1 protein-coding gene is annotated in these 253 nt (G+C 44.3%); it reads right to left on the bottom strand.

Annotated features, from left to right (window positions below; translation table 11 throughout):
* Positions 1-28: 28 nt before the first annotated feature.
* The coding region (locus tag A136_RS10775; RefSeq protein WP_017063780.1) for a flagellin at positions 29-253 on the bottom strand (225 nt) is incomplete at its 5' end.

Genomic DNA, 253 nt, shown 5'->3' with positions numbered 1-253 from the left:
CTTATAGTCAACGTGGCTTTTTAATCGATTAACCTAGTAGGCTAAGTGCCGAGTTCGGTGCTTGCTTCGCTTGAGCAAGAATCGAGCTTGAAGCTTGAGAAAGGATCTGAGACTTAGTCATCTGAGTCGTTTCTTTCGCGAAATCGGTATCTTTAATACGGCTCTTAGATGCATTAACGTTCTCGTTAATGTTGTCTAAGTTGCTGATAGCGTGGTCGAAACGGTTTTGGAAAGCACCTAGCTCAGCACGGTG

This window comes from Vibrio crassostreae 9ZC13 (assembly GCF_000272045.2).
Taxonomy (GTDB): domain Bacteria; phylum Pseudomonadota; class Gammaproteobacteria; order Enterobacterales; family Vibrionaceae; genus Vibrio; species Vibrio crassostreae_C.
Note: the sequence above shows the minus strand (reverse complement) of the source record. Positions and strands in the feature narration are given on the sequence as shown.